This is a genomic window from Citricoccus sp. NPDC079358 (assembly GCF_040702545.1).
Classification (GTDB): domain Bacteria; phylum Actinomycetota; class Actinomycetes; order Actinomycetales; family Micrococcaceae; genus Citricoccus.
This window is the reverse complement of sequence record NZ_JBFBLI010000001.1, coordinates 206087-228423: the sequence shown is the minus strand read 5'-3', so window position 1 is coordinate 228423 and position 22337 is coordinate 206087. Positions and strand designations below refer to the sequence as shown.

Here is a 22337-nt window from a genome sequence, read left to right as displayed (position 1 = left end):
TCGCCTCCAGCGTCCAGGGCTCCAAGCAGCTCATCCAGGGAGAAGCCATGAAGTCGGATCGCCGAAGTTCCCATAGTTCAAAATCGTCAGATCAAGATCGGGCTCGATCATGTCCTCCAGCTCCAGAGGTAAATTCGTGGGTTGCTGGCTGCCTGCACCGGTCGGTCCCCCAACAAGTTCCTCAGCGAATCCACCCGGGCACACCCTTGGTGATCAATTTGGGCGGCACCGTGTCCGTCGGTAAGTCGACCACGCCCAGGGGGTTCACACACCCTCCCCACCACCCATAGCGTGACGATCATGAAGGCACTCACTTGGCAAGGTAAGCGACACGTCAGCATCGAGAACGTCCCGGATCCGGTCATCGAGGCGCCCACGGACGCGATCATCAAGATCACCTCCACGGCCATCTGCGGCTCGGACCTGCACCTCTATGAGGTCCTCGGCCCGTTCATGGACAAGGACGATGTCATCGGCCACGAGCCCATGGGCATCGTCGAGGAGGTCGGCTCGGGAGTGACCAACCTCTCCCCCGGCGACCGCGTGGTCATCCCCTTCACCATCTCCTGCGGACACTGCTGGATGTGCGAGCGCGGGCTGCAGTCCCAGTGCGAGACCAACCAGGTCCGCGAGCAGGGCTCCGGCACCACCCTGTTCGGATACTCCCGGCTCTACGGCTCCGTGCCCGGCGGCCAAGCGGAGTACCTGCGCGTCCCGAACGCGGACTACGGCCCGATCAAGGTCCCGCACACCGGCCAGGACGAGCAGTGGCTCTACCTCTCGGACATCCTTCCCACCGCCTGGCAGGCCGTGCAGTACGCCCATGTCCCCGAGGGCGGCACCCTGGCGGTTCTGGGACTGGGACCGGTCGGCCAGTTCGCCGCCCGCATCGGCAAGCACCTGGGCTACCGGGTCATCGCTGTAGATCCGGTGGCCGAACGCCGGGGCATGGCCGAACGCCACGGGATCGAGACCATCGACCAGGACAAGCACGTGGGTGATCGCCTGCGGCTCGCCACGGACGGGCGCGGTCCGGACGCGGTCGTGGACGCCGTCGGGATGGAGGCGCACGGTTCCCCGGTCGCCGGCTTCGCGCACCAGGCCGTCGGCATGCTGCCGGACGCCATCGGCCGGCTGGCTATGAAGACCGCCGGTGCGGATCGACTCAACGCCCTCCAGACCGCCATCGATGCCGTGCGGCGTGGCGGCACCATCTCCCTGTCCGGTGTCTACGGCGGCATGGCCGACCCCATGCCGATGCTGACTCTGTTCGACAAGCAGATCGCCCTCACCATGGGCCAGTGCAACGTGAAGCACTGGATCGACGACCTGATGCCCTTGGTGGACGACCCCGCTGACCCGCTCGGCGTCCTGGACTTGGCCACTCACCAGGTGCCGCTGGATCGCGCTCCGGAGATGTATGAGACGTTCCAGAAGAAGCAGGACGGCTGCATCAAGGTGGTCCTCAAGCCGGAGCTCAGCACCAACGCAACAGGTGGCACGGAGGGCGCGACCACCAGGTTCCCCGCGGACGTCGGATCCCACGAAGCGGACGGAGATCGCTGATGCGCGTCGTCGTCCTCGGTGCCACCGGCAACGTGGGCACCGCTCTGCTGCACCGACTCCAGGCCGCGAAGACCGCCGGCGAGGTGGACTCCATCGTCGGGGTCTCCCGGCGCGGCCCGGACCGTGCCGGCCCGCCCTTCGAGGATGTCGAATGGCTGAAGATCGACGTCACGGATCCTGACGCCGGCCCGCGGCTGGAGACGGCAATGCGCGGCGCAGACGCGGTAGTCGACCTGGTGTGGGTGATTCGGCCCAACCGCGACCGCGACTTCCTGCAGGCGGTAAACGTGGAGGGCAACCGGACGGTGTTCCAGGCGGTGGCCCACGCCGGCGTCCCGCACCTCGTGTACGCCTCATCGATCGGCGCCTACGGCAAGGGCTCCAAGACCGACCCCGTGGACGAATCCCACCCCACCACCGGCACCCCGACTTCGCATTACGGCGCTCAGAAGGCCGAGGTGGAGGACCTGCTGGATGCCTTCGAGGCGGAGAACCCCGGAGTGCTGGTCACGCGGCTGCGGCCGGGGCTGATCTTCGGGGCGGTGCCGGCACCGGAGATCAAGGACTACTTCATCGGCGACCTGGTCCCGGCGCGCCTGCTGACGTGGCTACTGGCTGTGGGACGGCTGCCGGTGCTGCCGTTCCCGGCCGGCATCCGCTTCCAGGCCGTGGCGGCCGTGGACATCGCGGAGGCGTACTGGCAGGTGGTCCGGCAACAGGCCGGCGGCGCCTTCAACGTGGCCGCCGAACCGGTGCTGGACGCCCAGTCGATGGGCCAGCTGCTCGGTTCTCGCCGTTACCTGGAGTTACCGGTGCCGGTGTTCAAGGCGCTGGCCGCCGCCACCTACGCGGCCCGGCTGCAGCCGACGGACCCCGGTTGGGTGGATATGGCCGAAACCGTCCCGATCATGGACACCACGAAGCTGCGGGAGACGACCGGCTGGAGCGAGAGCGTCAGTTCACAGCAAGCCCTCCGAGCTCTGCTGGATGGCTTCGAGGGCGCTGAGGGCCTTGGCAACGCCGGCCACCGGTCGAGCTCGCCGTTGGAATAGTTGGACGCGCCTGTTTCGATGTCGCATTATTGCTTTTTCGGTCTCAAGGAAACTGCGAAAGCTAGGCTTCCTTTATGACCCTAAGCTCGCAGAACCCTCGCGCCAAGAAAGCCGTCGTCCCCGCCGCCGGACTGGGGACGCGCTTCTTGCCCGCCACCAAGGCCATGCCCAAGGAGATGCTTCCGGTGGTGGACATGCCGGCCATCCAGTATGTGGTGGCCGAAGCGAAAGCGGCGGGGCTGGACGACGTGCTCATGATCACCGGCCGCAATAAGCGGTCACTCGAGGATCATTTCGACCGGGTGCCTGCGCTGGAGCGCACCCTCGAGCTCAAGGGCGATTTCGGCAAGTTGGACAAGATTCAGGAGGCCACCAACCTGGGTAACATCCACTTCGTGCGCCAGAACGATGCCCTGGGGCTGGGCCATGCGGTTCTGTGCGCCCAGCAGCACGTCGGTGGCGACCCCTTCGCCGTGTTGCTGGGCGACGACCTGATCGACGAAAGGGACGACCTCCTCGAGCGCATGATCGATGTCCAGCAGGAGAAAGGCGGCTCCGTCATCGCCCTCATGGAGGTCCCCAGGGAGAACATTTCTGCCTATGGAGTAGCGGAGGTGTCGGCTCTGGATGGTAGCCAAGAGGATGTGGTCCGCGTGACGGGTCTGGTCGAGAAGCCAGACGTTGATCTGGCACCGTCGAACCTCGCCGTGATCGGTCGATATGTCCTTCATCCAGCCGTGTTCGACGTCCTCGAACGCACCGAGCCGGGGCGCGGGAACGAGATCCAGTTGACGGATGCCCTCCAGGTCCTGGCTGAGAGCGAGGGTGAAGGCTTCGGCGTCCATGCCGTGGTGTTCAACGGTAAGCGGTACGACACCGGTGACAAGCTCAGTTATCTTCAGGCCGTCATTGAACTGGCGTGCGACCGGGATGACCTGGGTCCGGGACTACGGCCCTGGCTGAAAGACTTCGCCGACGCACTCTAAGGCCGGCCCTGATGTAGCCACCCGGTCAGCTCACCAAGATCTGGGTGGAGTTCTCCTTGATGGCCGCGTTGGCCCACTTCATCTGCCGCAGGGTGTCCGGGTGGCAGCGCTGGACCACGGCCAGGAGGTCCAGGTGCTGGATGCCCTGGGCCGCCTGCGCCAACATCTCCCAGTCAGCGGAGACGCCGCAGGCCTTGGTGTAGATCTCCCGCAGGTCGTGCAGCAGGGCTAGTTCCGGGAAACCCTTGCGGCCCAGCAGTTCGCTGCCACGCTCCCGCAGCCGCCGGGCAGTCGCCAGCTCGGACTTCGGTTCTCGGTCCAGCTTCTGGCCGTAGTCGCCTGCGATCTCGGCGATCTCCCGCACGTGCTGCCGGGACCATTCGGCCAGGTCCCGGCCCAGGTGGTAGATCGAGTGGTCGACCTTGTGGCGTTCGGAGGCATGCAGCAACTCCTGGGCCAGATCGTTCTCAGAATGGTGCAATTCGTGCAGGACAAGTCCGAGCTTCATCGTGGTCCCCCGTCAGTAACGGTTCCGCCGCCCACGGACACCTTTTCGTCGGCCAGTGCGGTGTGGTCCCCCGCCGTGCGGAACCCGACGTCGCCCACCGGGGCGGACGCCGTCGTCGTGGGTGCGGGAGCCGGGCCCTTGTCGGCCGAGACGCGGCGGATCTGAGCGGCAGCCGTCTTGAAGATGGGCTGCTTGGACGCCGGGTCCCAATCGGTGATGGTCAGCTCATTGGCGGCCCGGCCGCCGTCGCCCGGGCCATAGCCGCCACCCGTGTCCCAATAGCCGTAGTGGAAGGGCAGGAAGAGGACACCGGGACGGATGCCAGTGATCCTCGCCTGCGCCTTCACGCTGCCCCGGGGCGTGGTGACCTCGGTGAGGTCGCCCTCGCCGATCCCCCACGCGGCGGCGTCCCGCGCGCAAAGTTCCACCCAGACCTCCGGGGCGGCCCGCTGCAGCTGCGGGGCGCGGGCCGTCTTGGTGCGGGTGTGGAAATGGTAGAGCGTCCTGCCGGTGATGAGCTGGAAGGGAAAGTCCTCACTGGTGACCTCATGCGGGGGCAGGTACGCCGCGGCCTTGATGACGGCCTTGGCCTCCGGATTCAGGGCCTTGTACTCACTCGGCTCCAGTGGGGCGCCGGTGACCAGGTCCTTGCCGTAGCTCTCGCAGTACGCGGCGTCACTCCAGAAGGCGCCGCCCTCGTAGAGCCGTTCCGTGCCCTCGGGATGGTCCTCGTTGCAGGGCCACTGGATGCCCGACGCCCCGCGGAGCTTGTCATAGCTCAGGCCCGTGTAGTCGCAGGGACGCCCCCGCGTGCACTCCTTCCAGGCCTCGAACGCGGACTCCGGATCGTGCCACGTCACCAGGGGCTCGCCATCCTTGTCCCGCAGGTCCAGGCGGCGTGCGTAGTCCAGGAAGATGTCCAGGTCCGGCTTCGCATCGCCGGGCGGATCCACGGCCTTCTCGGACAGGTGCACCGTGCGGTCCACATTCGTGAACGTCCCGGTCTTCTCACCCCACGTAGCCGCCGGAAGCACGACGTCGGCCAGCTGCGCCGTCTCGGTCAGGTACAGGTCCTGCACCACCAGGACCAGCCGGTCCTGCTCGAAGATCGCGCGGATGCGCGCGAGCTCCGGCAAGGACACGGCCGGGTTGGTGCCGCTCACCCACATCAGGCGGATGGAGCCGTCCTCGGCGTAGCGCATCATCTGCATCACGTGGGTGGGCGGCCCGTAGTGCGGGATGCGGGACGGCTCCACGTTCCACACCCGGGCCAGGTCCGCCACGTGCTCGTCATTGGACCAGTTGCGGAAGCCCGGCAGGTCACCGTCACCGCCGCACTCGCGGGTGTTCTGGGCAGTGGGCTGGCCGTTCATCTGCAGGATCCCGCAGCCGGGGCGGCCCAGCATGCCGCGGATGAGGTGCACGTTGTTGACCTGCACGGATGCCGCGGTGGCCTGGTGGGACTGGTAGAAGCCCTGCAGCACGGTGGAGAGCAGGCGCTCGGCACCGCCGATGATGCGGGCGGCCTCGCGGATCTGCTCGGCCGGGACGTCACAGATCTGTCCGGCGTGCTCGGGCGTGTACTCCTGCACGCGTTGCTCGAGCTCGGCGTAGCCGACCGTGTGGGCGTCGATGTACTGCTGGTCGATGTGGCCGTGGGCGATGAGCTCGTGCAGTAGCCCGTTCATCATGGCCACGTTGGTGCCGGGCTTCGGTGCCAGGTGCACGGCGGCGTGGCGGGCGACCTCCGTGGGGCGCGGATCCACGCAGATCAGCTGCGGCGGGTTCGGGCCGGCGAGGCGGTCCAGGATCCGCATCCACAGCACGGACTGGGTCTCGGCCATGTTGTGCCCGTAGAGGGCGATGACGTCCGCGTGGTCGATGTCCGTGTAGCTGCCCGGCTGCCCGTCACAGGCGAAGGACTCCTTGAGGGCGGCGGCGGCCGTGGCCGTGCACAGCCGTGTGTTCCCGTCCACGTGGTTGGTGCCCAGCCCGCCGTGGGCGATCAGTCCGAGGGTGTAGTACTCCTCGGCGAACAACTGCCCGGTGGTGTAGAAACCCAGGGCACTGGCGCCCTGTTCGGCCAGCAGTTCCCGGGTGCGGGCCACGATCCGGTCCATGGCGGTGTCCCAGTCCGTCTCCACCAGTTCACCGTCCACCCGCACCAGCGGCCGGGTCAGCCGGTCCGGGGAAGAATTGGCCTGCCAGCCGTAGAGGTCCTTCACGCCCAGCCGGCCGTGGTTGACCCGGTCCTCGGCCCGGCCGCGGACCCCGGCGATCCGCCCGTCCTTGACGGCGATGTCCAGGGCGTCCCCGTTGGAGTGCAGGATGGAGGCGGTCTGGACCCACCGGTCCACGGCGTCCGGGTCCAGCCCCTCCTCCAGGTGGGTGTCCACCCGCACCGGCCAGGCCTCCCCGGCGGCGTAGGGGGTGCGGGTGCCCCAGGGCTCGGCGATGCGATCTGTAGTAGTCACCCACCCATTGCTACGCCCGTCTCACGGAGGGCACAAGGGTGCCTGAGCGCTCGTCACGGCCGCGACACCTCTCGATTCGTCCGGACTGAGCGCCACGGAGTCATTGCCTGCACCTGGTGCCGGGCGTACGGTTCTCCCACCACATCAGAGCCCCACGGGGAGAGCCATGAGCCACGATCCGACCGAGACCGACGGTGACCTCTACGCCACCATCTTTGAGAACGAGCGAGTGCGGGTCCTCGAGTACCGGGACACCCCGGGAACCCGGACCCACGAACACCACCACGGGGACAGCCTCATGGTCACGCTGAGCGACTTCCAGCGGGAGATCACCGTGGCCGGAACCACCCGTCCAGTGGAGCTCGCGGCGCACCAGGTGCAGTGGCTGCCGGCCCAGGACCACGTGGGCCACAATGTGGGGACCACGGATACGCACGTGCTGTTCGTCGAGCTGAAGTAGTCGCTCACCATCTGGCCTCCCTGCCCGTCCGCTGGCCCGTATCCCGTCGGGAAATGGCTTCGCGCTCAGTGGGCTACGAAACGGGTGTCCATCGTCTCGTCACTGATGCGGCGCACCCTGGCCTGTTGGTCCTGCGCCTGCTGGTAGAGCTCCTGCATCCGCTTCCCATCCAGGCCGGCGCTGGGAAAGCGCTCCGCCAGCTTGGCCAGCACGGCGTACATGCCGGCTTTACCCTGCAAGGCGCTCTGGAGGATGTCCATCTCCACCTGGGTCATGCCCTCCGACTTCGACCGGGTGATGTTCACCGGGTTGAGCCGGCCGGCCGTCTCAGCGGCGAGGCCCAACGCGTTCTCCACCACCGACTGACGCAGGTCCAGCCGGTCGATCAGTTCCCTGAGCTCGTCCTGTTCCTCACTGACCTGCCGGGAGAGGTCCAGGAACTCCTCCTCGTACTCGGTGCCATTCCAGGTGCTCGCGGCGGCCTGGAAGAGACGGACACCGCTCTTGGAGCCGAGCAGGTGGTGGTTGAGGTAGTCCTGCAGTTCGTCGCGGTTGAGGGTGCCGTGGGGAGTTTCCATACTTCTTACCTACGCGCCCGGACACTGCGCTGGCAAGGGTGGCCGGACGTGAGGCTCAGTCGGCGAAGAAGGTACTGACGGTTTCCGCCCACAGCTGGTGGCCGTCCTCGTTCGGGTTGACCTCGTCCGCCAGCAGGGACTCCCAGTCACCGGAATCCTCGAAGGCACCCTCGATGTTGATCACCGGCAGGCCACGCTCCTCGGCAGCGGCGCGCATGGCGTCCCGGTTCGTGTCCGCGTATCCCACCCAGGTGGGCTGTGCCGGGTTCTGGGCGGTGAGGACCACCGGCGCGGCATCCTCGGCACCGGCGTCCAGGGTGGTGAGCAGCTCCTCCAGCGAGGAGGCCACGAACTCCGGGTCACCCCAGTGCCCGTAGTTCAGGATCGTCAGGTCAGCCTCGGGTTCGATCATGCCGTCCAGTTCCAGCGGGAAGCCGGGGGTGCCCTCGGCAGCGGAGCCGTTCCAGATGGTGATGGCACGGTCGCCCCCGCCATAGGTGCGGGGCTCCAGGTACCAGGTGCCTGCCTCGGGGTTCCAGGTATGGACCGTCACGGCGGCGTCCCCGCCGAGCTCCTCCGCCCAGCGGTACACCCATTCGCTGCTGGTGTTGGACGTGGAGTCCCCGAGCACGTTGATGACGGAGTCGTCACCCCGGTTGACCACGGCCTGGGCCGCTGTGGTGACGGCGTCGGCTCCATCCTCAGGGGCCTCCTCGGACGCATCCGATGCGGAGGGGCTGGCAGAGGCGCTGGCCGAGGGCTCTGCTGCCTCCGCCGGAGACTCCTGAGCGGGCGCGGACACCTTGCTCTCGCGCGCCGCCTCAGCGTCGGTGCGGTAGTCCTGCTGCTGGGTGAACAGGACCACCAGCAGGGCCACAATGGCCATGACCAGGAATACCAGTGCCGCCCATTGAAGCTTTGATGTTTCGCCCAATTTTTGTCTCACAAGGGCCGATCCTACCGTCAGGAACGGCCCTCAGCGCGACCTTCGATCGAGTCAGAGGGCCTGGCAGCTCGGGCCTGTGGCTATCGTTCGCCCGCAGGATAGTACTTCGGGCTGGTCGAGAGGACTTCAGCGGCCTGCCTCAGGAAAAGTTGGACCCGTTGGGTATGATTCCGATTTCCCGGAGTGACCGCCACGATATCCAGCGCCTCGGGATTGCCGTCCAATTCCACGGCGGCATAGTCGAGTCCTTCGAGACTGGCCATGTGACTGGCCCTCTGGCTGAGCAACGAGCAGCCCAGGCCTTGAGCCACCAGTCCCCGCAGCACCTCGAAGCTGGCGGTGCGGAAACGAACGTTGGGGGTCAGTCCTGCTGCCGAGAACAAGGACAGAAAATACTCGCCGGCGGGTTCCAGATCGAAGAGGATAAACGGCTCCTGGGCGAGATCGGCCAGGGAGACGACCCCTGCCGGCGCCCTGTGGTGTTCTGCCGGCAGGAGAGCATAGGGCCGAACCGACCCCAGGGGCACCACATCGCCCACCTCGGTTAGCTGGTCCCCGAACCGATAGTCGTACATCACCGCCACGTCGCATTCGCCCTTCATCAGCTGGTGTAGCAGCTCGCTGCGGGACCCTTCGGAGAACCGGATCTCGATTCCAGGGTGGGATTCGGCAAACTCGGCCACGAGGCGGGGCAGGAGGACGGGGGCGATGGTGGCATAGCAGCCGATGTGCAGGGTCCCCGTGAGTTCGTGGCCCAGGCGCTCGGCATTGCGTTCCAGATTGTCCACGTCTCGCAGCAGCCTCCTGGCGTGCGCCAGGACCGACTGACCGTCCCGGGTCAGCACCAGCCCCCGCGCCTGCCGGATGAACAGTTGGACCTTCAGCGCCTTCTCCAGATCAGAGACGGCCGTGGACACCGCTGACTGAGAGAGGTGCAGGTACTGGGCGGCGGCAGTCACCGTACCGAGTTCAGCGACCGCCGCGAAGTGCTCCAGTTGCCTGAAGGTGATGGTCATTCCGGCTCCTCGGTCAGGAGATGGACAGCTGGACACGGACCGACCCGGCCGTCGACGATGACGTCGACGGCCGGGTTCACAGTCACGCCCCTAGCGTAGGGCCGCAGGGCGGCCGGCTAGGCCCGGGCGGTGTTCTGCGCTACCTCTTCCGAATTCTTCGAGAAGGTGCCCGCCGGAGCCCGGTCGGAATCGTGCAGCAAGTCCACCCCGCGGGTCTCGGGCATGGTGTACAGAGTCACCAGGCCGATCAACCCGACGACCATCAGGGTGAACGCCGGCACCATGTTGTTCCCCGTGAGGTCGATCAGCCAGGTGTTGATGTAGGGCAGCGTGCCGGCGAAGAATGCTCCGGCGATGCTGTAGGCCATGGACAGACCGCTCTGCCGCGTTCGCGTGGGGAAGAGCTCGGCGACCGTCACCGCATGGGTGCCCAGGATGAGCGCCAGGATGGCGGCCAGTCCGAAGGTGGAGAAGAATCCGGCCAGCACCGAACCCTGGTTCATCAGCATGAAGAGCGGGTAGGAGCCCAGGATGAGCAGGATGCCAGCGGTCACGAGGACTGGCTTGCGGCCCACGCGGTCGGAGACGATGCCGGACAGCGGGATGATGGCGATGGCCGTCAACGAGGCGACGGCGGACAGGACAGCCGCCTGATCGTTTGGCATCCCCACCAATTGTTCCTGGTAGGTGATCAGGTAGACCAGCACCACGTAGAAGGTGCAGTTCATGAAGATCTCGATGCCAATGGTCTGGAAGAACTGCTTGCTGTTGTGGGTGAAGACCTCCCGGATGGGAGCGGAGGACACGGTGTCCAACTCCTGCAAGGCCTGGTACTCCGGGGTGTCCTCGATCTTCAGGCGGATGTACAGGCCCACCAGGGCGAGCGGCACCGTCAGCAGGAACGGAATGCGCCAGCCCCAGGCGAGAACCTCGGCCGGGTCCAACCAGAAGTGCAGGCCGGCGACCACCAGGGAAGCCAGCAGGAATCCGAGGACGGAGCCGAACTCCAGCCAGGAGACGCCCAGCCCACGCCGTTTGGTGGGTGCGTACTCAGCCAGGAAGGCCGCCGCCGAGCCGAACTCGCCACCGGCCGCGATCCCCTGGATGATACGGGCCACCACCAGCAGGATCGGGGCGAGAATGCCGATCGAGTCATACGAGGGGATCAGGCCCAGCAGCAGCGTGCCGGCGGCCATGGTGACGATCACGATCGACAGGGTCTTCTTGCGCCCGTACCGGTCCCCGAGGTGGCCGAAGATGAGGGACCCGATGGGCCTCACGAAGAACGCGACGGCGAAGACCGCGAAGACCGACAGCAGACCCGCCGCCCCGTCCTGGGAGGGGAAGAAGATTACGGCGATCGTGGTCGCCAGATAGGCGTAGATCGCCCAGTCGAACCAGTGGACCAGGACGCCGATGGCGCCGGCAACCACGTTGCGTTTGAGTCCTGTCTTGGCGACCTGGCGGTCTGCGTCGGAAGTGCGGGACATGGTGTTCTCCCTTGATCGGGTGGGTACTGCCCGGAAGCTTGGGAATCAGGCTAAGTCTGTGAAGGGTGTCACTACCATCGATATCTTTCGAGAGGTACCTCACTAAAACCGAAGGCTGGGGTGGCTATGCTCGTGGCCATGGCGAATGCACCGTCCGACCTCACACTCAACCAAGTGAGGTATTTCGTGCGCGTTGCGGAGCTCGGCTCCATGACGGAAACGGCCGCCGAGCTGTTCGTTGCTCAGTCAGCGATCTCCACCGCCATCGCGCACCTGGAGGCCACCCTCGGCCACAAGCTGTTCGTGCGCCAGCGTTCGCGCGGGGTGGTCTTGACCGAGCAGGGCACGACGTTCTATGCGGCCGCCCAGACCATCCTTCGATCGGTCGATGATGCGGTCCACTCCCTCAGCCCGGAGCGACTCACGGGACAGCTGGCCGCCGGATGCTTCACCACCCTGGCGCCCTTCTGGCTGCCCACGGTCTACGAGGACCTGACCTCAGCCCACCCGGCACTCGACGTTCGGCTCCGTGAAGTCACGGGCGACCAGGTGGAGCAACTCCTGCTCCGCCGGGAACTGGAAGTGGCCTTGACCTACAGCTTCGACTACGGCCACAGCATCGACTTCGAACGGCTCAGCGAAGCGCCGGTGTACGCGGCGGTGGGGGAAGGCAGTCACCTCGCCAACCGCTCCACGGTGTCGCTCGAAGAGCTCGCCGACGAACCACTCATCCTGCTGAACATGGGCAAGAGTGCCAACTACTTCCTGTCGATCTTCCAGGACGCGCACCTGCAGCCCCGTGTCCACGAGAGGTTCGAGAGCTTCGAGGTGGTGCGGTCCATGGTGGCCCGCGGCCACGGATACACCATCCTGAACCAGCGCCCTGCTCACGATCTCACCAACGACGGCGGCCGCATCGTCCGGCTGCCCATCGACGGCGTGCGCTCGTACTTGCAGATCGGGGTGGCGCATCGCGCCGACGAGTCCCTGTCCCGTAAGGGCCAGGTCTTCATCGACGCCTGCCGCTCGGTTCTCAGCTAACACTTCCCTCCAGATCCTCGTGATCGATGCAGTGCACGCCACCGAATCTGTTTAACCGATGCAGATCCTCACTTACGGGTATTTGCTATCGACCTGCGCCCTTCGGAGACTGAATACCACTCAAGAGCGAAAACCGTGGTCCTCATCACTCGGTGGGGTCAGTCAACCGGAGGTATGCATGTCGACCCAAGACACCGAGGTACTCATCGTGGGGGCCGGCCAGGCCGGCGTGGCCATGAGCGAACACCTCAGCCGGCAGGGAGTCCCCCACCTCGTCCTGGAGCGCCATCGCATCGCCGAGCGGTGGCGGACGGAACGGTGGGACTCCCTGGTCGCGAACGGGCCGGCCTGGCACGATCGTTTCCCAGGTTTGGAGTTCACCGAGGTCGGACCGGACGGTTTCGCCACCAAGGACCAGGTGGCTGACTATCTGGCCGCCTACGCGGAGCACTTCGACGCGCCGATCCGCACCGGCGTGGAGGTCACGGCGGTTCGCAAGAACGAGGGCCGGCCGGGGTTCACGGCAGAGACGTCCATGGGGTCCGTGCGGGCCCGCTACGTGGTGGCGGCCACCGGCCCCTTCCAGAAGCCCGTCATCCCCGCCGTGGTCCCGGAGAGTTCCGGACTCACGCAGATCCATTCGAGTTCCTACCGCAACGCCGAGCAGTTGCCGGAGGGTGGCGTGCTGGTGGTCGGCGCGGGTTCCTCCGGCGTGCAGATCGCGGCCGAACTCCGATCCTCCGGACGGCAGACCTACCTGGCCGTGGGCCCCCACGACCGGCCCCCGCGGAGCTACCGCGGCCGCGACTTCGTGTGGTGGCTGGGCGTGCTGAACAAGTGGGAGGCCTCGGCCCCGCCGCAGGGTGCCGAACACGTCACGATCGCCGTCAGCGGCGCCAACGGCGGGCACACCGTCGACTTCCGCGACCTCGCCCACAGCGGCATCACCCTCGTGGGCCGGGCCACCTCGTACCAGGACGGCGTCATGCATTTCGGTGCAGACCTCGCGGAGAACATCGCCCGTGGCGATGCGAACTACCTGGCCCTGCTCGACGAGGCCGACGAATATATCGAACGCAACGGCCTGGACCTGCCCGAGGAGCCGGAGGCTCACCACCTCGGGTCCAGCCCTGACTGCATCGAACATCCCTTGCGAGAACTGGACCTCGAAGCCGCCGGCGTCACCTCGATCGTCTGGGCCACGGGGTTCTCCGTGGACTACGGCTGGTTGCACGCGGACGCCTTCGATCAGCACGGCAAGCCGGTGCATCAGCGCGGCGTCTCGGCAGAGCCCGGGGTGTACTTCCTGGGGTTGCCCTGGCAGTCCCGCCGCGGCTCCAGCTTCATCTGGGGCGTCTGGCACGACGCCAAGTACCTCGCGGACCACATCGCCATCCAGCGTGACTACAGCGCCTACCGCCCGTCTGTATCGCCCGCCGCGGGTGAGGCTGACGCGCGGCCGGTCTCGGCCGGCGTCGGCGCCTGACCCTACCGTCCGCACCCCACCACCGTTTGAGCCCATCAGGAGAGCACACCCATGAAGTACACGCGCATCCGTCCGTTCAACACCAAGGACACCTACCCAGAGCAGAACCTCGACAATGACCTCTGTCAGGCCGTGGTGGCCGGTGGCGTGGTCTACCTGCGGGGCCAGATCGGTCAGGACCTGGACACCCGCGAGTCCGTGGGGATCGGCGATGTCGAAGCCCAGACGGTCAAGGCCATGGACAACATCCAGATGCTCCTGGAGGAGGCCGGTGGCGAGATGGAGGACATCGTCAAAGTGACCGTGTACCTCACGGATGTCCGCTACCGCGAGACTGTCTACCGGACCATGGGCACCTACCTCAAGGGCGTCTTCCCCGTGTCCACCGGGATCGTGGTTCAGGCGCTGGCCCGGCCCGAGTGGCTCGTGGAGATCGACGCCACCGCCGTCCTGTCCGAGGAGGGCTCCAAGTGACCTTCTCCATCGCCGGCACTGACGGGTCCGGCCGGTTCGGCATGGCCGTCTCCTCGTCCTCTCCCGCCGTGGCAGCGCGGTGCGTGCACCTGCGTGACGGGGTGGGTGCCGTGAGCTCGCAGAACATCACCGATCCCCGGCTCGGTGACGCCCTGCTCACCCTGCTCGAGAAGGGCGAAGAAGCCCAGGAGGCACTGGACGCGCTGGTGGCCGGCGAATCCACGCGGGAGTACCGCCAGATCGTGGTGCTGGATACCGCTGGCCGCTCCGCCGTGCACAGCGGCTCCCACACCCTGGGTACCCATGCCGACGCCTCCGGAGCTGGCTGTGTCAGTGCCGGCAACATGCTGGCGAACGAGGACATCCCGCAGGCCGCCTGCGACGCCTTCGCACGCACCAGCGGGGAGCTGGAGACGCGGTTGATGGCCGGCCTCGTGGCAGGAGCGGCAGCCGGCGGCGAAGAGGGCCCCGTCCGTTCGGCTGGCCTCTCTGTGGTCTCTGGCCACGGCTGGCGGGACACTGACCTGCGGGTGGACTGGCACGAGGCTCCGATCGGCGAACTCGGTCGACTGCTCCAGATCTGGCTGCCACAACGGGAAGACTATGTGGTCCGCGGCCTGGACCCGGCCGCCTCGATTGGATACGGGGTGCCCGGTGACGACCGCTGACACTGCCGAGACCACCGAGCCTGCGGACGCCCGTGTCCATGACCGGGTCTCCGAGGTAGCGCCGCAGCTGATCGCCCTGTCTGAGCGGCTGCACGCCCATCCCGAGCTCGGATGGCAGGAGCATCAGGCGGCCGAGTGGACCGCGGACATCCTGGCCGCACACGGCTTCGAGGTCACCCGGAATTACCTCGGCTTCCCGACGGCGATCCGCGCCGTGGTGGGGACGGGGCGCCATCGCATCGGTCTGATGGCCGAATATGACGCACTGCCCGGTCTGGGGCATGCCTGCGGACACAACATCATCACCGCGACCTCGGTCGGCGCGGCCATCGCGCTGGCCGAGGTGGCCGCGGAACGCGACCTGACCATCGAGGTCTATGGCACTCCGGCCGAAGAGGGCGGCGGGGGCAAGATCGAGCTGCTCAAGAAGGGAGCCTTTGCCGGCCTGGATCTGGCCATGATGGCCCACCCCAGCCCCGTCGACTCCGCCGAGGCCCGCCCCTACGCGGTGGCTCATTCCCACGTCAGCTATCACGGGAAGTCGGCCCATGCGGCGGCCTACCCGCACCGAGGCGTCAACGCCAACGACGCCTTCGTGATCGCGCAGGTCTCGATCGGTCTGCTCCGGCAGCAATTGCCGGCCGGAACCCGGGTGCACGGGCTGCAGACGCGCGGTGGAGAGGCCCCCAACGCGATCCCCGAGACCACCGAGGGCCGCTGGTATGTCCGCGCGGAGACTCTGGACGAGCTGCAGGATCTGCAGGAGCGAGTGGAGCGCTGCTTCGAGGCCGGGGCCCTGGCCACGGGCGCCGAGCTGAACATCTCGCCGGAATCCGAACCTTATTCGGAGTTCCGTACTGACGAGCGCGCGCTCGAGCTGTACGTGAAACACGCTCGTGCCCTCGGCCGGACCTTCGACGCCCCGCCGGAGCAGGCGACCATGAACCGCGCCTCCACGGACATGGGCAACGTGTCCCAGGTGGTGCCGGCCATCCACCCCTACATCGGCCTGGGCTGCTTCCCGGCCTCCAACCACCAGCCCGAGTTCGCCGCGCACTGCGTGGGCGCGGCCGCCAACCGCGCCATCACCGATGGTGCCACCGCCTTGGCCCTCACCGCGATCGACTACATCGCCGAGTCGGGACGGTCCTGAGCATGGAGCATCCGATGACCGACGACTCAGAGCGGACCACCCGGACCGAAAGCGACAGCCTCGGCGTCCGGGACGTGCCCCAGGACGCCTACTGGGGGATCTCCACCCTGCGGGCCGCGGAGAACTTCCCCATGACCGGGCGAGGCGTCGGCACACTGCGCTCCATGGTCTGGGCGTTGGGAACGATCAAGCACGCGGCGGCCACCGCAAACGAGGAGCTGGGTCTACTCCCCGCCTCGGTGGCACGGGCGATCCGGGCGGCCGCAGGGGAGGTGATGGAGGGTCTGCATGATGACCAGTTCGTCGTCGACCTCATCCAGGGCGGTGCCGGCACCAGCACCAACATGAACGCGAACGAGGTCATTGCCAACAGGGCGTTGGAGACTCTCGGCCGCACCAAGGGCGACTACGCCGTGGTTCATCCGATCGACCACGTCAACCGCAGCCAGTCCACCAACGATGTGTATCCGACGGCGGCGAAGATGGCCTTGGCGGTGGAAATCCAGGGGCTTCTCGCCGAGCACCGGGTCCTCAGTGAGGCCTTCGACCGCAAAGCCGGTGAGTTCAAGGGCATCTACAAGGTCGGGCGCACCCAGCTGCAGGATGCCGTGCCGATGACGCTCGGCCAGGAGTTCCGGGCCTTTGCGGCCACTTTGCGGGAAGATCACGCTTGGCTCGGGGAGTTCCGGGAGTACCTGCTCGAGACCAACCTCGGGGCGACCGCCATCGGCACGGGCATCACCGCCTCGGCGGACTACCGCCAGCTCGTGGTCAGTGAGCTGCGCCGGGTCAGTGGACTTCCTCTGGTCTCCGCAGAGAATTTGATGGAAGCCACGTCCGACGCGGGCGTCTTCGTCCTGATCTCCGGGATGCTCAAGCGCGCTGCGGTCAAACTCTCCAAGATCTGCAACGACCTTCGGCTACTGTCCTCCGGGCCCCAGAGCGGCTTCGGTGAGATCACGCTGCCAGCCGTGCAGGCCGGGTCCTCGATCATGCCCGGCAAAGTCAACCCGGTGATTCCGGAGGTGGTCAACCAAGTCGCTTTCCGCGTGGTGGGCGCCGACGCAGCCGTGACCATGGCCGTGGAGGCGGGGCAACTGCAACTCAACGCCTTCGAGCCGCTCATGGTCCACGAGTTGTTCGAATGCATCGGGCTCCTGACCAGCGCCTGCCGCCAGTTGCGGATGCGGTGCGTTGAGGGCATCGAACCGAACAGGCCGGCCTTGGCCGCACGCATGCACGAGTCGGTCAGCTTGGTGACCGGCCTGGCGCCTCACCTGGGGTACGGGAGAGCGGCTGAATTGGCCCAAGCTGCCCTGCTGGAGCACCGGAGCATCCTTGACGTGGCCCTGGAGAGCGGTCTCCTCAGCCGTGAGGAATTGGACCGGGCCATCGACTTGGCGCTATTGGCCAATGACCGGTAGTGCTCCTGCTCGGTTCTGTCCGGCTCGCTCGTCGAGGCCTCCGCAGGGGCGCGCCATGACCCAGGACACGGTCCGCCCCGCTCAGGATGGATAATGGGTGGGTGAATCCACCCGACGCCGCCGGCTCCGGACTTCCGCAGGCCACGCCTGTCACCCCCGCCGGCCCCGCCACGTGGGCAGGCTCCCCACCGGAGCCCGCCGACTCCGAGAACCACTACTCCCCCTTCATTGAGCTGGAGCGGGACACGTGGGCTCGGCTGGCCAATGAGATGGAACAGCCCTTCGACCAGTCGGACATCGACCGGCTGCGGGGCATCGGCGAGCACCTCTCCCTGCGTGAGGTCGCCGAGGTGTATCTGCCGCTCTCCCGGCTGCTGAGCATCCAGGTGGATGCGGCCGCCCATCTGCGGCGGGCCTCCAACGAGTTCCTCGGTGAATCCACCCGGCGCACGCCCTTCGTGATCGGCGTGGCCGGTTCGGTCGCCGTCGGGAAATCCACCACGGCCCGCGTGCTCCAGGAGATGCTGCGCCGCTGGCCCAACACCCCCCGCGTGGAACTGCTCACCACGGACGGCTTCCTCTACCCCAACGCCGAGCTGGAACGCCGCGGCCTCATGCAGCGCAAGGGATTCCCGGAGTCCTATGACCGACGCCGGCTGATGCGCTTCGTGGCGGACATCAAGTCGGGTGCCCCGGAGGTCCGGGCTCCCATGTACTCCCACCTCACCTATGACATCCTTCCGCACGAGGAAGTGGTGGTGCACCGCCCGGACGTGCTCATCATCGAGGGGCTCAACGTCCTCGCCCCGCCCCGGGTGCGCTCCGACGGCACCGCGGGGCTGAGCGTCTCCGACTTCTTCGATTACTCCATCTACGTGGACGCCAAGACCACCGCCATCCGCCAGTGGTACACGGAACGGTTCATGCGCCTGCGCTCCGGGGCCTTCGCGGACCCGATGAGCTACTTCCACCGCTACTCCACCCTGTCCGACGCCGAGGCGATCGCCACCTCCTCGGACATCTGGGACCGCATCAACGGGCCGAACCTCACCCAGAACGTGCTGCCCACCCGCGGCCGCGCCAAGCTCGTGATGACCAAGGACGTGGGCCACACCGTCACCCGCGTGCTCCTCCGGAAGGTCTGAACGTGCGCGGCGCCCGCCCTCTCCTGACTCTCGGTGTCCTGGCTCTGCTGCTGACCGGGTGTTCAACGGCGGACGAGCAGCCGAGCGGCTCCGCCACAAACAGCGCCACAGTCGCCGCTACGGACAGCGCCACAGCTCCCCCAACGGTGTCCGCCTCGCCGGAGACGCCCACGGCCAGCGCGGTGCCCGACGAGCCGGAGCTGGACCACGACTCCCCCGACTCGCTCCACGTCCTGGTCAACAAGTTGAATCCCCTGGACCCAGCCGACTATGCGCCGCAGGATCTGCGCGGTCCGGACGTTCCGGCGTCGAAGGCGGGCATGGAACTCCGGGAGGAGGCGGCGGGGGCGGCCGAGGACCTGTTCGCCGCCGCAGCTGCCGACGGCGTGGACCTGACCCTGGTCAGCGCCTACCGCTCCTACGGCTACCAGCAGGGCACCTACGGGGGCTGGGTGGAACGGTACGGCCAGGCCGAGGCAGACCGGATCTCCGCACGCCCCGGCTTCTCGGAACACCAGACCGGCCTGGCGATGGACGTCGGAGCTGCGGATGGCGCCTGCACGCTCGAGCAGTGTTTCGGGGACACCCCGGAAGGCGCCTGGGTGGCCGAGCACGCGGCCGAGCACGGGTGGATCATCCGCTACCCGGACGGCGCCGAGGACGTGACCGGCTACTCCCCCGAGCCATGGCACCTGCGGTACGTGGGCACCGAGGCCGCGGCCGGCGTCGTGCAATCCGGCGGGGTGCTGGAGACCGCCTGGGGATTCGATCCGGCGCCGGACTACGGACCCGATTCCGCCCCTTGACCGAACCGTAGCCAACGGCCGGCACGTCGGCGGATTTGGGCGCCGAATCGCAATGCATTGGGAGCCCGGCCGGGCTGTCCCTCCACCGCCGCCCGGCGCACAATTCTTCCACTTGGCGCTGCAATTGCGGTGCCCCGGGAAGAAGGCACGGCCATGAAGAAACCACTTGCAACCCTCGGGACCTTCGTCCTCGCCGTGGGACTCGCCACGGGCATGAGTGCGGCCGCCCCACCACCGGCCGCCGCGGCCCCGTACTGCGGCATCACGTGGGGCTCCACCGCCAAGTCCGTCTCCACCATGTCCAGCGCCCAAGTCACCCGGGTCCGTACCGGTCGGCACGAGTGCTATGACCGGTTGGTCGTGGACCTGAACTACAAGGTCAAGGGCTATGCGACGCGCTACGGATCCATCCAGGAGGTCGGCACCGGAACCCATATCCCGATGATCGGACGGGATCTGAGCATCACCGTCTACGCCAACGCCTACACCTCCGCCGGCCGGCCCACCTACAACCCGTCCAACTGGGACAGCGTGGCCAACGTGGCCGGGTACTCCACCTTCCGGCAGGTTGCCTACGGCGGCAGCTTCGAGGGCCACACCGTCTTCGGCATCGGCAACCGCGCCCAGTTGCCGTACCGGGTGATGATTCTTGACGGCCCGGGCACCGGATCACGCCTCGTCGTCGACGTGGCGCACCGGTGGTGATGCCCCTGACCTGCACGCCTCTGTAGCAAGAAGGCCGACGTCCCCGGCGTGTCATCCCCCATTTGGCGACCGCCGGGGCCGGGTCGGTCTACCTTGAAACCATGCTCCAGGGATTCAAAGATTTCATCATGAAGGGCAACGTCGTCGATCTCGCCGTTGCCGTCGTCATCGGCTCCGCTTTCGGCGCCGTCATCACCGCCATGGTCGATTCGGTGTTGATGCCATTCATCTCCGGCTTGGTGGGATCACCGAACTTCGACTCATTCGCCGTGGTCACCCTCAACGGCAATGACATCCGGTTCGGGGTGCTGCTGACCGCCGTCGTCAACTTCCTGCTCATCGCCGCCGCCATCTACTTCGTCGTCGTGATGCCCATGAACAAGATGATCGAGCGTCGCAACCGCAAGCTCGGCATCGACCCGGACGCCGTGGAGATCTCCGACGACGTCGTCCTCCTCACCGAGATCCGCGACCTGCTGGCCTCGAACCGCAGCGGTGGCACCGTGCCGCCGCGCACGGAAGTCTGACACACCCGTCTCCGCCCTTGCCCTTCGCCACCGAACACACGGTGCGGTTCCCCTCCCGGGGAGCCGCACCGTGTGCGTTGTGGGCTGTGGGCGGGTTACTTCGGGGGGCGGATCACCTCGGCGGTCTCCGGAGAGAGGTCTTGGCTGTTGACGTAGGCCTGGTCCGATCACCGTGCCGCTCGAGGCGGACCGCATCGATATCGCCTATGACAGCGTCTCCTACATGCTGTACGCCGCCAATCACCAGGCCGACCAGTTCCGGATGGTGGGCGAGCCGGAGCTGCTGGCTCCCATTGCCTTCGGCGTGAAGAAGGGCGAGCAGGAGGAGGTCGACCTGCTGCGCGACTCCGTGCAGGCGCTCATGGACGACGGGGTGTACGAGGACGTCATGGCGGAATGGAACTAGGAGGACCTCTCGCTGGACCAGGTCTACGTCAACAGCGAAGGCATGCCGAAGTCCTGACCCCTGCCCCCTCGGAGCACGGCCACGCTAGAGGTCGAGACTCGCCGAGCGACTCGACAGCCAGCGCGGCCGTGATCTGAGGGACGACGTCAACCTCGGGTGGCCTACAGCGCTTGAAGTCGGTCCAGTCTCGATTGTGGCTCCTCCCCGCCTCCCCGCCACTCGACCTCATAGCCCAGCTGTCGGAGAACTTCCACCGCCGATTGCGGATCATCTCTGACGGCGCTCTTCGTTTGAGTTTGACGCCAAGCCTGCCGTCCAACGTGTAGAGCTTCCCGAGCGTCCTTTGCGTCGTCAATGCCAAACTCGTCGATCAACATTTCCAGGACATCTTCGAGCGCCGGACGAAATCGGTGTCCTCCCACCGGAAAATGAAGGTCCTGCATGAGCGGTACTTGCTCAGAGTCCGAACGGCGACGGCCGCGCCTTGTCCCTGCCCCCGACTTCGTCATGACGTAGGTCAGGGCGTCACGATGCGCATGGATCTGGATATGCGCCGCTGGCACCTGGGAGGCTCGACGTTCATATTCATAGCGAAACAGGGGCTGCCCCCGGTGAGACCGATGCGAAGACGTGGACCCTTGAGGAATCAACTGCCAGAAAGCGACTGTGTCCATCGAAACTGCATCTGAAACTCACCTTGAGCAACAGGTGGGGCTTGCCATCCACGGTGAGGACGATACCGTCGCCGGGTTCCTGCTTGACAGAGACCACGGACCTTTCAGGCACAACCTTCGCAGTGAACGGAACACTCCCGGGAACCACAGTTTGCACCGTCGTCGTCAGATCATCTGCGAACACCTGGGCAAGCTCCACGAGCGACGGTTCGTCACTGCTCACCGAGCAAGTACTCCCACTCTTTCAACTCGTCGTACTTGATCAAAGCAGGAGCCTCGACGTCAAATCGATGAGCGCGACGACGAAACTCTCCGATGTTTCCGTACTCGACTTCGATCTCATGACGAAGCTGCGCGTAGCGTCGACGCGCGTCTTCAAGGCTGACCATTTCAACAGTTGCCACGGTGATTTCCTCCTGTACGCCAGCATATTCCTGGAAGATCAAGACTACGAGGGGCCAAGGACACCTTTAGCACCGCCGCCACAATCCCCGCATCCCGTCCTCAGGTCAAGGCCCGATGCACGGCGCCCAGGAGTTCGGCGGATCCTCACAGTCCGGCAGGCTGATGGCGAAACAGACCAGTGCCACGAGCACCACGGTGGCGGCCGCACACACGAGGAAGACCATCCACTTGCCGATCGGGGACACTTCCTCGGCGGGGTCCGTCTCTGCCGGATCGATCTCGGCCAGGTCAAGCTCGGCCGGATCTGGCTCCGCCGGACCCTCCTCAGCCGGGCGTTCCTCGGTCAC

Annotated in this window: 24 protein-coding genes; 15 read left to right on the top strand and 9 right to left on the bottom strand. The window is 66.6% G+C overall.

Annotated elements, in window-relative coordinates; translation table 11 throughout:
• The first annotated feature begins 300 nt into the window (after positions 1-300).
• The 3 genes from AB0333_RS01080 (at position 301) to galU (ending at position 3604) form a co-directional block, all read left to right on the top strand.
• Positions 301-1566 (top strand): zinc-dependent alcohol dehydrogenase, encoded by a 1266-nt coding sequence (locus AB0333_RS01080; RefSeq protein WP_366216919.1) that lies wholly within the window; start codon positions 301-303, stop codon positions 1564-1566.
• A complete protein-coding gene (locus AB0333_RS01075; RefSeq protein ID WP_366216918.1) occupies positions 1566-2618 on the top strand; it encodes an NAD-dependent epimerase/dehydratase family protein in 1053 nt (350 codons plus the stop codon). Before AB0333_RS01080 ends, AB0333_RS01075 begins: the two co-directional genes overlap by 1 nt.
• Positions 2619-2692: 74 nt before the next feature.
• Positions 2693-3604 (top strand): UTP--glucose-1-phosphate uridylyltransferase GalU, encoded by a 912-nt coding sequence (gene galU, locus AB0333_RS01070; protein ID WP_366216917.1) that lies wholly within the window; start codon positions 2693-2695, stop codon positions 3602-3604.
• Positions 3605-3629: 25 nt separating this feature from the next.
• Here the strand turns inward: galU and AB0333_RS01065 are convergent, their stop codons facing one another.
• Positions 3630-4112 (bottom strand): hypothetical protein, encoded by a 483-nt coding sequence (locus AB0333_RS01065; RefSeq protein WP_366216916.1) that lies wholly within the window; start codon positions 4110-4112, stop codon positions 3630-3632.
• Complete coding sequence (locus AB0333_RS01060; protein WP_366216915.1) at positions 4109-6586, bottom strand: nitrate reductase; 2478 nt, start codon at positions 6584-6586, stop codon at positions 4109-4111. Before AB0333_RS01060 ends, AB0333_RS01065 begins: the two co-directional genes overlap by 4 nt.
• A 166-nt stretch (positions 6587-6752) precedes the next feature.
• Here AB0333_RS01060 and AB0333_RS01055 point away from each other — a divergent pair, with 166 nt between their 5' ends.
• On the top strand, positions 6753-7046 hold the full coding sequence (locus tag AB0333_RS01055; RefSeq protein WP_366216914.1) for a cytoplasmic protein: 294 nt from the start codon (positions 6753-6755) through the stop codon (positions 7044-7046).
• A gap of 65 nt (positions 7047-7111) precedes the next feature.
• Here AB0333_RS01055 and AB0333_RS01050 read toward each other — a convergent pair whose 3' ends face one another.
• From AB0333_RS01050 to AB0333_RS01035, 4 genes are all read right to left on the bottom strand, one after another.
• Positions 7112-7624 (bottom strand): hypothetical protein, encoded by a 513-nt coding sequence (locus tag AB0333_RS01050; protein ID WP_366216913.1) that lies wholly within the window; start codon positions 7622-7624, stop codon positions 7112-7114.
• Between the two features lie 55 nt (positions 7625-7679).
• Entirely contained in the window at positions 7680-8510 is an 831-nt protein-coding gene (locus tag AB0333_RS01045; RefSeq protein WP_366216912.1) for an SGNH/GDSL hydrolase family protein, read from the bottom strand.
• A gap of 140 nt (positions 8511-8650) precedes the next feature.
• Positions 8651-9586 carry a LysR substrate-binding domain-containing protein gene (locus tag AB0333_RS01040; protein WP_366216911.1) on the bottom strand — a complete coding sequence of 312 codons (936 nt, stop codon included), beginning with the start codon at positions 9584-9586 and terminating at the stop codon, positions 8651-8653.
• A gap of 116 nt (positions 9587-9702) precedes the next feature.
• Positions 9703-11076, bottom strand: a complete 1374-nt coding sequence (locus AB0333_RS01035; RefSeq protein ID WP_366216910.1) for an MFS transporter — start codon at positions 11074-11076, stop codon at positions 9703-9705.
• A gap of 138 nt (positions 11077-11214) precedes the next feature.
• Between AB0333_RS01035 and AB0333_RS01030 the strand changes: the two genes are divergently transcribed.
• The 11 genes from AB0333_RS01030 to AB0333_RS00980 all read left to right on the top strand — a co-directional run bounded on the left by AB0333_RS01030 (position 11215) and on the right by AB0333_RS00980 (position 20911).
• Positions 11215-12117 carry a LysR family transcriptional regulator gene (locus AB0333_RS01030; protein WP_366216909.1) on the top strand — a complete coding sequence of 301 codons (903 nt, stop codon included), beginning with the start codon at positions 11215-11217 and terminating at the stop codon, positions 12115-12117.
• A gap of 178 nt (positions 12118-12295) precedes the next feature.
• Entirely contained in the window at positions 12296-13603 is a 1308-nt protein-coding gene (locus AB0333_RS01025) for an NAD(P)/FAD-dependent oxidoreductase (RefSeq protein WP_366216908.1), read from the top strand.
• Positions 13604-13654: 51 nt separating this feature from the next.
• Positions 13655-14077, top strand: coding sequence for a RidA family protein (locus tag AB0333_RS01020; RefSeq protein ID WP_366216907.1), 423 nt, complete (start codon positions 13655-13657; stop codon positions 14075-14077).
• Positions 14074-14745, top strand: a complete 672-nt coding sequence (locus tag AB0333_RS01015; protein WP_366216906.1) for a DUF1028 domain-containing protein — start codon at positions 14074-14076, stop codon at positions 14743-14745. The genes AB0333_RS01020 and AB0333_RS01015 overlap by 4 nt, the downstream gene beginning before the upstream one ends.
• Before the next feature lie 67 nt (positions 14746-14812).
• Positions 14813-15898, top strand: coding sequence for a M20 family metallopeptidase (locus AB0333_RS01010; protein WP_366217185.1), 1086 nt, complete (start codon positions 14813-14815; stop codon positions 15896-15898).
• A 14-nt stretch (positions 15899-15912) separates the two neighbouring features.
• Positions 15913-17322: an aspartate ammonia-lyase gene (locus tag AB0333_RS01005; RefSeq protein ID WP_366216905.1), complete on the top strand. Its 1410-nt coding sequence runs from the start codon at positions 15913-15915 to the stop codon at positions 17320-17322.
• A gap of 227 nt (positions 17323-17549) precedes the next feature.
• On the top strand, positions 17550-18467 hold the full coding sequence (coaA, locus tag AB0333_RS01000) for a type I pantothenate kinase (protein WP_366217184.1): 918 nt from the start codon (positions 17550-17552) through the stop codon (positions 18465-18467).
• 2 nt (positions 18468-18469) lie between these two features.
• Entirely contained in the window at positions 18470-19273 is an 804-nt protein-coding gene (locus AB0333_RS00995; RefSeq protein WP_366216904.1) for a M15 family metallopeptidase, read from the top strand.
• A 153-nt stretch (positions 19274-19426) separates the two neighbouring features.
• Positions 19427-19978, top strand: coding sequence for a hypothetical protein (locus AB0333_RS00990; RefSeq protein ID WP_115931847.1), 552 nt, complete (start codon positions 19427-19429; stop codon positions 19976-19978).
• Between the two features lie 101 nt (positions 19979-20079).
• Entirely contained in the window at positions 20080-20505 is a 426-nt protein-coding gene (mscL, locus tag AB0333_RS00985) for a large conductance mechanosensitive channel protein MscL (protein WP_366216903.1), read from the top strand.
• A 172-nt stretch (positions 20506-20677) separates the two neighbouring features.
• Positions 20678-20911 carry a transporter substrate-binding domain-containing protein gene (locus AB0333_RS00980; protein ID WP_366216902.1) on the top strand — a complete coding sequence of 78 codons (234 nt, stop codon included), beginning with the start codon at positions 20678-20680 and terminating at the stop codon, positions 20909-20911.
• A gap of 585 nt (positions 20912-21496) precedes the next feature.
• Here the strand turns inward: AB0333_RS00980 and AB0333_RS00975 are convergent.
• From AB0333_RS00975 to AB0333_RS00965, 3 genes are all read right to left on the bottom strand, one after another.
• The gene (locus tag AB0333_RS00975) at positions 21497-21808 is read right to left on the bottom strand and encodes a hypothetical protein (protein ID WP_366216901.1); all 312 of its coding nucleotides are present in this window, start codon (positions 21806-21808) and stop codon (positions 21497-21499) included.
• Positions 21798-21989: a hypothetical protein gene (locus AB0333_RS00970; RefSeq protein ID WP_147301209.1), complete on the bottom strand. Its 192-nt coding sequence runs from the start codon at positions 21987-21989 to the stop codon at positions 21798-21800. The genes AB0333_RS00975 and AB0333_RS00970 overlap by 11 nt, the downstream gene beginning before the upstream one ends.
• 105 nt (positions 21990-22094) lie before the next feature.
• Positions 22095-22337, bottom strand: a complete 243-nt coding sequence (locus AB0333_RS00965; RefSeq protein WP_115931851.1) for a hypothetical protein — start codon at positions 22335-22337, stop codon at positions 22095-22097.

Coding starts and splice junctions, on each gene's coding strand:
- AB0333_RS01075 (WP_366216918.1), top strand. CDS start 1,566: ATGCGCGTCGTCGTCCTCGGTGCCACCGGCAACGTGGGCACCGCTCTG.
- AB0333_RS01065 (WP_366216916.1), bottom strand. CDS start 4,112: ATGAAGCTCGGACTTGTCCTGCACGAATTGCACCATTCTGAGAACGAT.
- AB0333_RS01055 (WP_366216914.1), top strand. CDS start 6,753: ATGAGCCACGATCCGACCGAGACCGACGGTGACCTCTACGCCACCATC.
- AB0333_RS01080 (WP_366216919.1), top strand. CDS start 301: ATGAAGGCACTCACTTGGCAAGGTAAGCGACACGTCAGCATCGAGAAC.
- AB0333_RS01025 (WP_366216908.1), top strand. CDS start 12,296: ATGTCGACCCAAGACACCGAGGTACTCATCGTGGGGGCCGGCCAGGCC.
- AB0333_RS01050 (WP_366216913.1), bottom strand. CDS start 7,624: ATGGAAACTCCCCACGGCACCCTCAACCGCGACGAACTGCAGGACTAC.
- AB0333_RS01005 (WP_366216905.1), top strand. CDS start 15,913: ATGACCGACGACTCAGAGCGGACCACCCGGACCGAAAGCGACAGCCTC.
- AB0333_RS01030 (WP_366216909.1), top strand. CDS start 11,215: ATGGCGAATGCACCGTCCGACCTCACACTCAACCAAGTGAGGTATTTC.
- AB0333_RS01040 (WP_366216911.1), bottom strand. CDS start 9,586: ATGACCATCACCTTCAGGCAACTGGAGCACTTCGCGGCGGTCGCTGAA.
- AB0333_RS01045 (WP_366216912.1), bottom strand. CDS start 8,510: ATGGCCATTGTGGCCCTGCTGGTGGTCCTGTTCACCCAGCAGCAGGAC.
- AB0333_RS01020 (WP_366216907.1), top strand. CDS start 13,655: ATGAAGTACACGCGCATCCGTCCGTTCAACACCAAGGACACCTACCCA.
- AB0333_RS00990 (WP_115931847.1), top strand. CDS start 19,427: ATGAAGAAACCACTTGCAACCCTCGGGACCTTCGTCCTCGCCGTGGGA.
- AB0333_RS01035 (WP_366216910.1), bottom strand. CDS start 11,076: ATGTCCCGCACTTCCGACGCAGACCGCCAGGTCGCCAAGACAGGACTC.
- galU (WP_366216917.1), top strand. CDS start 2,693: ATGACCCTAAGCTCGCAGAACCCTCGCGCCAAGAAAGCCGTCGTCCCC.
- mscL (WP_366216903.1), top strand. CDS start 20,080: ATGCTCCAGGGATTCAAAGATTTCATCATGAAGGGCAACGTCGTCGAT.